Origin of the sequence: Actinomadura geliboluensis (genome assembly GCF_005889745.1) — a bacterium.
GTDB classification, from domain to species: Bacteria; Actinomycetota; Actinomycetes; order Streptosporangiales; family Streptosporangiaceae; genus Spirillospora; species Spirillospora geliboluensis.
Map to the genome: position 1 here is coordinate 1 of NZ_VCKZ01000322.1, position 10,480 is coordinate 10,480.

Here is a 10,480-nt window from a genome sequence, read left to right on the forward strand (position 1 = left end):
CTGCCGGGCCCGGGCGAGGTGAGCTCCAGTTAACGTGCGGGTGACACCGGTGATCTCTCCGGGAAATAAGGGCCGCCGAGCATCGGGGTTCATGGGAGCCGACAGCACACCGGACAGGCGGCTGGTCGTGGCCGGGCACGGGCCGGCCGCGCACCGCCTCGTAGAGGCCCTGCGCGCGCGCGACGCCGCGGGGACCTGGACCATCACCGTCATCGGCGAGGAGCCCCGGAGCGCCTACGACCGGGTCGCGCTGACGACGTACCTGGAGGGCGCCGACCTCGCCTACCCGGCGCACGGCGGCGAGGTCGCCGTCCGCACCGGCGAGCGCGTCACCGCGATCGACCGCGCCGCCCGCACCGTCACGACCTCCGCCGGGGACGCCGTCCCCTACGACGCGCTCGTCCTGGCCACCGGGTCGGCGCCGTTCGTACCGCCGGTCCAGGGCGCGGACCTGCCCGGCGTGTTCGTGTACCGCACGATCGACGACCTCGACGCGATCCGCGCCTACGCGCGGGGCAGGGGCAGCGGCGCCGTCGTCGGCGGCGGCCTCCTCGGCCTGGAGGCGGCCCGCGCCCTGCAGGGCCTCGGGCTGCGCGCCGGCGTGGTGGAGGTCGCGCCGTGGCTGATGCCGCGCCAGCTCGACGAGGGCGGCGGCGCGATGCTGCGCCGCCACATCGAGGGCCTCGGCCTGAGCGTCCGCACCGGCGTCCCGATCCGGGCGCTGGAGCCGGGGGAGGACGGGGCCGTCCGCCGCGTCGTCCTCGACGACGGCACCGCGGTCGAGGCGGAGGTCGTGGTGTTCTCCGCCGGCGTCCGGCCCCGCGACGAGCTGGCCCGCGGCTGCGGCCTGCCGGTGGGGGAGCGCGGCGGCGTCGCGGTGGACGAGGCCTGCCGCACCGAGGACCCCGCCATCTGGGCGATCGGCGAGTGCGCCCTCGTCGGCGGCGCGGCAGGCGGCACCGTCTACGGGCTGGTCGGGCCGTGCTTCTCCATGGCCGAGGTCGTCGCCGACCGGCTCCTGTCGGACGCCAGCACCGCCGTGTTCGAGGGCGCCGACACGTCCACGAAGCTGAAGCTGATGGGCGTCGACGTCGCGAGCTTCGGCGACCCGTCCGCCGGGCCGGAGCGGGGCGCGCTCGGCGTCACCTACACCGACCCCGTCGCGGGCGTCTACAAGAAGCTCGTCGTCAGCGACGACGCGCAGACCCTGCTCGGCGGCGTCCTCGTCGGCGACGCCGAGTCCTACGGCACGCTGCGCGCCCTCGTCGGCGGGAGCCTGCCGGGCGCGCCCGAGCAGATGCTGTTCGGCGGGACCGAGACCGCCGGCGGCGACCTGCCCGGCGCGGCCGTCATCTGCTCCTGCAACAACGTCACCGCCGAGGGCATCCGCTGCGCGATCTCCGAGCACTCCCTGACCGACGTGCCCGGCGTCAAGGACTGCACCCGCGCCGGGACGAGCTGCGGCAGCTGCGTCCCGCTGGTCAAGCGCATCCTGGACGCCGAGCTGACCGCCGCCGGGATCGAGGTCAGCCGGGCGATCTGCGAGCACTTCGCCTACAGCCGCGCCGAGCTGTTCGACATCGTCCGCGCCGGGCGGGTCACCAGCTTCACCCAGCTCGTGGAGGAGCACGGGACGGGCCGGGGCTGCGACATCTGCAAGCCCGCCGTGGCGTCCATCCTCGCCAGCCTCGGCAACGGCCACATCCTGGAGGGCGAGCAGGCCGCGCTGCAGGACACCAACGACCACTTCCTGGCCAACCTGCAGAAGAACGGCACCTACTCGGTCGTGCCGCGCGTCCCCGGCGGCGAGATCACCCCCGACAGGCTCATCGTGATCGGCGAGGTCGCCCGCGACTTCGGCCTCTACACCAAGATCACCGGCGGCCAGCGGATCGACCTGTTCGGCGCCCGCGTCGAGCAGCTCCCGGAGATCTGGCGGCGGCTCGTCGACGCCGGGTTCGAGTCCGGCCACGCCTACGGCAAGGCGCTGCGGACGGTGAAGTCGTGCGTCGGGTCCACCTGGTGCCGGTACGGCGTCCAGGACTCGGCCGCCATGGCGATCCGCCTCGAACTGCGGTACCGGGGGCTGCGCGCCCCGCACAAGCTGAAGTCGGCGGTGTCGGGCTGCGCCCGCGAGTGCGCCGAGGCGCAGAGCAAGGACTTCGGCGTCATCGCCACCGAGAACGGCTGGAACCTCTACCTCGCCGGGAACGGCGGCATGCGGCCGAGGCACGCCGACCTGTTCGCCACCGACCTCACCGACGCGGAGCTGCTCCGCTACATCGACCGGTTCCTGATGTTCTACATCCGCACCGCCGACCGGCTGCAGCGGACCGCGACGTGGCTGGAGTCCCTCGACGGCGGCCTGGACTACCTCCGCGAGGTCATCGTGGACGACCGGCTCGGCATCTGCGCCGAACTCGACGCCGCGATGGAGCGCCACGTCGCGTCCTACACCGACGAATGGCGCGGCACCCTCGACGACCCCGAGCGGCTCCGCCGGTTCGTGTCCTTCGTCAACGCCCCGCGCACCCCCGACCCGAGCATCGCGTTCGAGGTGGAGCGCGACCAGATCAAGCCGCTCCCGCTGGAGGTGAAGCGATGACCGCGCGGACCCGGGACGGCGAACGCGTCGTCGTGGTCGGCAACGGGATGGCCGGGTCGCGGCTCGTCGGCGAGCTGCGCGCCCGCGACCCCGCCGTCCCGATCACGGTGTTCGGCGCCGAGACCCAGGCCCCCTACAACCGGGTGCTGCTGTCGAACGTCCTCGCCGGGGTGACGCGGCCCGACCACATCGGCCTGGTCGACGCCGCCTGGTACGCCGCCCACGGCGTCGACGCCCGGCTCGGCGTCGAGGCCGTCCGCGTCGACCGCGCCGCGAGGACCGTGCACGCCTCCGACGGCACCGCCACCCGCTACGGGACGCTGGTCCTCGCGACCGGCAGCACCGCGTTCGTCCCGCCGATGCCGGGCCTGCGCGACGGCCTGCCCGAGGGCGCGCAGGTGTTCCGCACGCTGGACGACTGCCGCCGCATCACCGAGCTGGCCGCGGCGGCGCGCCGCGCGGTCGTGATCGGCGGCGGGCTGCTCGGCATCGAGGCCGCGCGCGGGCTCGCCGGCCGGGGCCTGGAGGTCACCGTCCTGCACCTGGCCGGGCACCTCATGGAGCGCCAGCTCGACCCCGCCGCCGGGAGGGTCCTGGCCCGGACCCTCGCCGCGCTCGGCATCGGGACGCGGCTGCAGGCCGACGTCACCGGCCTGCGCACCGCCGGCGGCGCCGTCACCGGGGTCGAGCTGGCCCGGCCCGGCGGCGGCACCGAGATCCTCGCCACCGACCTGGTCATCCTGTCCTGCGGGGTGCGGCCCGAGGTGGGCCTCGCCCGCGCCGCCGGGCTCGCGGTCGGGCGCGCCGTGCTGGTGGACGACGAGCTGCGCTCGGTCACCGACCCGTCCGTCCGTGCCATCGGCGAGTGCGCCGAGCACCGCGACGAGGTGTACGGGCTGGTCGCGCCCGCCTGGGAGCAGGCCGGGGTGCTCGCCGGGCTGCTCGCCGGCACCGAGCCCGCCGCCCGCTTCACCGGCGCCCGGCAGATCACCCGGCTGAAGGCCGCCGGGATCGAGCTGGCCTCGATGGGGGAGACCCACTTCGGCGACGACGACGAGGACGTGGAGGTCGTCCGGTTCACCGACGCCGCCCGCGGCACCTACAAGAAGGCGGTGATCCGGGACGGCCGGCTGATCGGCGCGATCCTGCTCGGCGAGACCTCCGCCGCCGGGACCCTCACCCGGCTCTACGACCGCGCCGCGCCGCTGCCCGCCGAGCGCCTCGGGCTGCTGTTCCCCGGCATGTCCGCGGCGGCGGAGGCCGAGTCGCCGGTGCGGATGCCGGACGCCGCCACCGTCTGCCAGTGCAACAACGTCAGCAAGGGGGAGATCCGCGCCTGCTGGCAGGCCGGCGCCCGCACCGCCGCCGGCGTGGCGCGCGCGACCCGCGCCGGGACGGGCTGCGGCGGCTGCAAGGACGCCGTCGAGGGGATCCTCGGCTGGCTCGACGGGCAGGAGGCCGCCGACGTCGCCTAAATAACTCGAACAGGACTGTTCAAGTTCTGTGCGATCCGGGCTACCCTAACTCGAACAATGATGTTCGAGTTAGGGGTCTTCTCGTGCACACCTCCTCCGCGGCGCCGCCGCACCACGAGCCGTCCGGCGCCGGGCTCCCGCGCCGCCGGTGGGCGCTCGTCCTGCTCTGCCTCGCCCAGTTCATGCTCATCGTCGACCTCACCGTGGTGAACGTCGCCCTGCCGTCCATCGCCGCCGGCCTCTCCCTCGGGCGCGGCGCGCAGACCTGGGTCGTCACCGCCTACTCGCTGTGCTTCGGCGGCCTGCTCCTGCTCGGCGGGCGCCTCGCCGACACCCTCGGACGGCGGCGCGCGTTCCTCATCGGTCTCGCGCTGTTCACCGCCGCCTCGCTGCTGTCCGGGCTCGCCTGGGACGCCGGGACGCTCATCGGCGCGCGCGCCGCGCAGGGCGTGGGCGCCGCCCTGCTGTCCCCGGCCGCGCTGGCGATCGTCACGACCTCCTTCCACGGGCCCGAGCGCACCCGCGCGCTCGGCGTGTGGGCCGCCATCGGCGGCACCGGCGCCGCCGCCGGGGTACTGCTCGGCGGCCTGCTGACCAGCGGACCCGGCTGGGAGTGGGTGTTCTACGTCAACGTCCCGGCCGGGCTGGCGGTGCTGGCCGCGCTGCCCCGCGTCGTCCCGGCCGCCGCCCCGGCCCGCCGGCCCCTCGACCTCGCCGGCGCCGCGACCGTCACGCTCGCCGCCGCCGCGCTCATCTACGGGCTCGTCAAGGCGGGCGAGCGGGGCTGGGGGAGCGGTCAGGCGCTCGTCCCGCTCGCGGGCGCCGCCGTCCTCGCCGCCGCCTTCCTCCTGGTCGAGCGGTCTGTGCCGACGCCCCTCGTCCCGCCCGGCCTGCTGCGCCGCCGCACCATCGCCGCCGGCAACCTGCTGATGCTCGCCGCGTCCGGCCTGCTGCTGTCCGGGTTCTTCCTCATCTCCCAGTACCTGCAGAACCTGCTGGACTACTCCGCGGTGAAGACCGGGCTGGTGTTCCTGCCCGTCGCGCTCGCCACCATCGCCGGCGCGCACGCCGCGTCCACCCTCACCGGACGGGCCGGACCGCGCCCCGTCGCCGGCGCGGGCTTCGCGCTCGCCGCCGCGGGCGCGTTCCTGCTCTCCCGGCTCCCGGCCGACGGGAGCGCCCTCACCGGCGTGCTGCCGGGGTTCGTGCTGCTGGCCGCCGGGCTCGGCGCCGCGTTCGTCTGCGCGACGGCCACGGCGATGAACGGCGTCTCCCACGACGAGGCGGGGCTGGCGTCCGGCGTCGTCAGCACCGGGCACGAGATCGGCGGCGCCCTCGGCATCGCCCTCGCGACCGCGCTCGCCGGGGCCAGCGTCGGCGGGCAGGCTGTGGACGGGTTCCACACCGCGTTCGCGGCGTTCACGGCGGTGGGCGCCGCCACCGCCGTCCTCGCCCTGCTGCTCGTCCCCGCCGGGCGGCCGGACCCGGGCGACGGCCCGGTGTTCGCCCACTGAGCCCTACCCTGGCCCCATGCCCGCGACCACCCGCCGCCGTGCCGACGCCGAGCGCAACATCGAGGCCATCCTGGACGCCGCCCTGCGGTGCTTCGCCCGCGACCCCGGCGCCAGCATGACCGAGATCGCCAAGGCCGCCGGCGTCGGCCGGGTCACCCTGTACGGGCACTTCGCCTCCCGCGAGGACCTGCTCGAGGCGCTGTTCACCCGGTCGCTGGCCGACGCCGGCGCCGCGCTGGACGCCGCCGACCTCGGCGCCGGCCCCGCCGACCAGGCCCTCGCCCGCGCGGTCCGCTCGTCCTGGCGGGTCCTGGACCGGTACCGCACGCTGCTCGCCGCCGGGCTGCGGATCCTCGGCCCCGCCGGGGTCCGCGCCCGGCACGGCGACGTCCTCGCCCGCGTCGAGGACGTCATCGAGCGCGGCCGCGCCGAGGGCGCCTTCGGCACCGCCGTCCCCGCGGGCTGGCAGGCGGGGGTCGTGTACGCGCTCATGCACGCCGCCGCCGAGGAGGTCGACGGCGGCCGGCTGGCCGCCGGCGAGGCCGCCGACGCCCTCGTCACCACGGTCATGGGCGCCCTCGCCGCCGGGACGGGCCCCGGCGGCGGGTAGGCTCCGCCGCATGCTCGACGGACGTCCGCTGATCGACGCGCACGTGCACACCGCCCGCCTCCCGACCCTGCCGCCGGCGTGGCGGCGCTGGGCCGAGGAGTTCGGCGCCTCCCACCCCTGGCAGGACCTCTACGACGCCGACGGCGCCCTCGTCCCCGAGCGCGTCGACGCCCACTTCGAGGGCGAGGGCGTCGACATCGCCCTGCTGCTGTGCGAGTACAGCCCCCGGACCACCGGCACCCAGCCCATCGAGGACCTGGAGCCCCTGCTCGAGTACAACCCGCGCCGCTTCAAGCCGATCGCCAACGTCAACCCGCACCTGCACTACCCGATCGACGCCGAGGTCGCCCGGCAACTGGAGTTCGGCGCCGCCGCGCTGAAGCTGCACCCGGTGCACGGCGCGTTCAGCGTCGCCGACCCCGAGCTGTACCCCGCCTACCAGGTCTGCCGCGACGCGGGCGTGCCCGTCGTCGTCCACTGCGGCACCAGCTCGTTCCCCGGCTCCGCCAACCGGTACGCCGACCCCACGCCCATCGACGACGTCCTGCGGCTGTTCCCCGGCCTGACGTTCGTGCTCGCGCACGGCGGCCGGGGCTGGTGGTACGACGCCGCCGCGTTCCTCGCGCTGTCGCGCGAGGAGGTGTGGATCGAGCTGTCCGGGCTGCCGCCGCGCCGGCTCCCCGAGTACTACGCCCGGCACGACCTGCGCCGCCTGGCCCGCAAGTTCGTCTTCGGCACCGACTGGCCCGGCGTCCCCGGCGTCGCCCGCAACGCCCGCGCCCTCGCCGGGCTCGGCCTCGACGAGGAGACCCTCGGCCTCGTCCTCGGCGGCAACGCCCTGCGCGTCTACAAGGGCCTGGCCCTCTAGTCTGTCCGTTTCAGCCCCTACCTGCGGGAAAGGACCATTTCATGACCGACCCCGGGCCGTTCACCGAGGACGTCGTCGGCCAGATCATGCGGCACATGAACGACGATCATGCCGACGACTGCCTCACCATCTGCCGGGCGCTCGGCGGCCGCCCCGGCGCCACCGCGGCCCGCATGACCGGGCTGGACGCCGACGGGATCGAGTTCGCCGTCACCGACGGCGGGGTGGAGCAGCCCGTCCGGATCCCGTTCACCGAGCGGCTCACCGAGCGGCCCCAGGTGCGGCACGAGGTCGTCCGGATGACCGAGGAGGCCCGCGCCGCGCTGAGCGGCTGACGCCCGGCGGCTGGACGTTCCCGACGCCCTGTCGGTAAAGTAGCCGACATGGCGTCGGAAAACGAGCTGTTCTCCGCGCGGCTGCGCGCCGCGACCTGGGACGACCACGGCGACAACGAGGGCTCGGCCTACATGAGCGCGCTGGCCGAGGGGCGCCTCGGCCGCGACGAGTACGCGGTCCTGGTCGCGCAGCTGCACCCGGTCTACGACTTGCTGGAGGAGGCCGCCGACCGGATGGCGGCCGACCCCGTCGCCGGCCGGTTCGACCTCCCCGGCCTGCGCCGCCGCGACGCGCTCGAGGCCGACCTCGGCTACTTCTACGGGCCCCGCTGGCGCGCCCGCATCGAACCGAGCACGGCCACCGAGCGGTACCGCGCCCGGCTGCGCGAGGTCTGCTTCGACTGGCCCGGCGGGTTCGTGGCCCACCACTACACCCGCTACCTGGGCGACCTGTCCGGCGGGCAGTACATCGGCCGCCAGGTCCGCCGCACCCTCGACCTCGCCGCCGGCGACGACGGCGTCCGCTTCTACCGCTTCCCCGGAAAGCCCAAGTCCTACAAGGACCGCTACCGCGAGCTGCTCGACACCGCGCCCTGGGACGCCGCCGAGCAGGAGGCCGTCATCGGCGAGGTCAAGGCCGCCTACCGGCTCAACGCCGCCGTCACCGCCGAACTCGGCGAGCGGCTCCGGCTCAGCGCCGCCTGACCCCGGCGCCGCCTCACCTCGCGCGGGCTCACCCCGTGCTGGCTCACTCCGGCGCGGGCTCACTCCGGCGCGGGCTCACTCCGTCCGGGAGAAGCGGACCCGGCGCCGCGCCGGGTCCGCCTCCTCCAGCCGCACCTTGACCTGCTCGCCGAGCGGCAGGTCCGCGCCCTCGCAGCGGCCGAACACCGGCGGCGCCACCAGCTGCACCCGGCCGCCCGACCGGTCGGCGCTCACGTCCACCACCACCGCGTCGAACACCTCCCCGACGTGCTCGCGCAGCAGCAGCGCCTCGACCAGGTCGACGCAGGCGTGGTCGACGTCCGCGGCCCGCCGCAGCGCCCGCTGCATCGCCTCCGGCAGCCGCGGCAGCGCCTCCCGCACCCACCCCGGCACGGGGCGCCCCGCCGCCAGGGCCAGGCACACCTCGGTCGCGTACCGGTCCGCCAGCCGCCGGATCGGCGCGGTGACGTGCGCGTACGGGGCGGCCACCGCGGCGTGCGCCGCCTGCCCCGGCGCCGCGCCGTCGAACGCGGTGTAGCCGGCGCCGCGCATCAGCCCCGCCGCGTCGTGCAGGAACGCCGCGTGCCGCGGCACGGCCGGGTCGAGGGCGCGGACGATGTCGCCGTAGGAGGCGTCCGCCGGCCAGGCGACGCCGAGCGCCCGCGCCGCCAGCCGCAGCCGCGCCACCGCCTCGGCGGGCGCGGGCGGCATCGTGCGCAGCAGCCCCACCCCGCCCGCCAGCATCAGCCGCGCCGCCGCCCGGCCGGTCAGCAGCGAGATCTGCGCGTTCCACGCCTCGGTCGCCAGGTCCCCGCGCAGCTTCAGCGCCCACCCGCCGTCCGCGTGCGCGACCTCCTGCTCGGGCAGCGGCAGGCTCACCCCGCCGCGCGCCGCCTCCGCCGCGATGAGCCGCTCGCCGACCTCGCCGAGCAGCGCGATCCGCGGATCGCCGTCGTCGTGGCGCGCGGTCGCGTAGTCGAGCCGGGCGCGGCTGCGCACGACGGCGCGCCGCACGTCCACCCCGGTGATCCGCCCGGCGGCGTCGACGTCGATCGTCCACGCGACGGCCGGGCGGTCCCGGCCCGGCAGCAGGCTCGCGGTCCCCTCCGACAGCCGCCGCGGATGCAGCGGCGCGTTCGCGTCCGGCAGGTAGAGGGTGACGCCCCGGGCGTGCGCCTCGGCGTCCAGCGCGCCGCCGGGCCGCACGAACCCGGCCACGTCCGCGATCGCGTACCGCACCCGGTGCCCGGACCCGCGGCGCTCCAGGTGCATCGCCTGGTCCAGGTCCAGCGAGCCCGGCGGGTCGAGGGTGAAGAAGGGCACCTCGCGCAGGTCGGCGCGGCCGTCCGGGGGAGCCGCGGCCCGCGCGGCCTCCGCGAGGGCCGCGGGCGGGAACGGGCCGGGCACCGAGAACTCGGCGCGGATCCGGTCCAGCCCCGCGCGGACCTCGGCGTCGGCCTCGGCGGTGCGGAGTCGCAGCGGTCGGCGCGGCACAGCACGAGCGTACGGGACGAAAAGCCCGGATCGTTAGGAATCTACAATGTAAAGGCGCCGTCCGCGAAAGCCCGCAGCCCCCGCGGGTCCAGCACCGTGATCCGGCGCCGGCCGGTGCGCACCAGCCCCGCGTCCCGCAGCACCGCCAGCGCCCGCGCGACCGTCTCCCGGGAGGCGTCCATCCAGCTGCCGAGCTCCTCCTGCGACAGCGGCGGCCCGATCGGGACCGCCCCGCCGGCGCCCGCCGCGCCCTGCCGCGCCGACATCTCCGCGAGGTCCGCCAGCAGGATCGCCAGCCGCCGCGGGCCCTGCGCCGACACGTGCGCCTGCAGCCGCCGGCCCGCGTCGTCCAGGCGCCGCACGAACGTGCCGCTGACCAGCATCCACACCCCGGGATGGGCGTCCAGGAACGCGGTGAACCGCGCCGCCGGCACCAGCAGCGCCCGCACCTGGTCGAGCGCCTGCACCGTCGCCGACCGCTCCCGCCGGCCGAGCACCGCGCTCTCGCACACCAGGTCGCCGGGGCCGCGCACCGCCAGCACCACCGCGTGCCCGTCCGCGCTGGACGCCACGACCTTCGCCCACCCCGACTCGATGACGATGATGTGGTCGGAGTCGTCGCCCTGGTAGCACAGCGGCGCCCGCGGCGCGTACTTGCGGGGCCGCGCGACCGCTCGCAGCGCCGCGCGCTCCCGGCCGTCCAGCGCGTCCCAGAAGGCGTCGCCGGGGTCGGCGGCGGGACCGGCTCGGGATGTCCTCGTCGGCACGTGCTCGGTCACGGGTCCGCGTCTCCGGTTCCTGGGGTCGGGTGAACCGGTACCCACGGCAGATGGGGGGAGTGGGGCGGTGAGGCCCAGCGCCGCGGGTACCGGTC

Annotated in this window: 9 protein-coding genes; 7 read left to right on the forward strand and 2 right to left on the reverse strand. The window is 76.2% G+C overall.

Annotation, left to right across the window (positions count from 1 at the left end):
* Nucleotides 1–91: 91 nt before the first annotated feature.
* The 7 genes from nirB (at nt 92) to ETD96_RS32830 (ending at nt 8,112) form a co-directional block, all read left to right on the forward strand.
* Nucleotides 92–2,605: a nitrite reductase large subunit NirB gene (gene nirB, locus ETD96_RS32800; RefSeq protein WP_138640364.1), complete on the forward strand. Its 2,514-nt coding sequence runs from the start codon at nt 92–94 to the stop codon at nt 2,603–2,605.
* On the forward strand, nt 2,602–4,080 hold the full coding sequence (locus ETD96_RS32805; protein ID WP_138640365.1) for an FAD-dependent oxidoreductase: 1,479 nt from the start codon (nt 2,602–2,604) through the stop codon (nt 4,078–4,080). The genes nirB and ETD96_RS32805 overlap by 4 nt, the downstream gene beginning before the upstream one ends.
* 83 nt (nt 4,081–4,163) lie before the next feature.
* Nucleotides 4,164–5,594 carry an MFS transporter gene (locus ETD96_RS32810; RefSeq protein WP_205719562.1) on the forward strand — a complete coding sequence of 477 codons (1,431 nt, stop codon included), beginning with the start codon at nt 4,164–4,166 and terminating at the stop codon, nt 5,592–5,594.
* A gap of 16 nt (nt 5,595–5,610) precedes the next feature.
* Nucleotides 5,611–6,204: a TetR/AcrR family transcriptional regulator gene (locus ETD96_RS47730; protein WP_138640366.1), complete on the forward strand. Its 594-nt coding sequence runs from the start codon at nt 5,611–5,613 to the stop codon at nt 6,202–6,204.
* A 10-nt stretch (nt 6,205–6,214) separates the two neighbouring features.
* Nucleotides 6,215–7,072, forward strand: coding sequence for an amidohydrolase family protein (locus ETD96_RS32820; RefSeq protein ID WP_138640367.1), 858 nt, complete (start codon nt 6,215–6,217; stop codon nt 7,070–7,072).
* 41 nt (nt 7,073–7,113) lie between these two features.
* Complete coding sequence (locus tag ETD96_RS32825) at nt 7,114–7,407, forward strand: DUF2470 domain-containing protein (protein WP_138640368.1); 294 nt, start codon at nt 7,114–7,116, stop codon at nt 7,405–7,407.
* A 48-nt stretch (nt 7,408–7,455) separates the two neighbouring features.
* Complete coding sequence (locus tag ETD96_RS32830) at nt 7,456–8,112, forward strand: biliverdin-producing heme oxygenase (protein ID WP_138640369.1); 657 nt, start codon at nt 7,456–7,458, stop codon at nt 8,110–8,112.
* A gap of 75 nt (nt 8,113–8,187) precedes the next feature.
* On the opposite strand, the gene ETD96_RS32835 is transcribed toward ETD96_RS32830, so the two are convergent.
* Complete coding sequence (locus ETD96_RS32835; protein ID WP_138640370.1) at nt 8,188–9,606, reverse strand: RNB domain-containing ribonuclease; 1,419 nt, start codon at nt 9,604–9,606, stop codon at nt 8,188–8,190.
* Nucleotides 9,607–9,647: 41 nt separating this feature from the next.
* Nucleotides 9,648–10,385, reverse strand: a complete 738-nt coding sequence (locus ETD96_RS32840; protein WP_240808394.1) for a Crp/Fnr family transcriptional regulator — start codon at nt 10,383–10,385, stop codon at nt 9,648–9,650.
* Between the last annotated feature and the right edge of the window lie 95 nt (nt 10,386–10,480).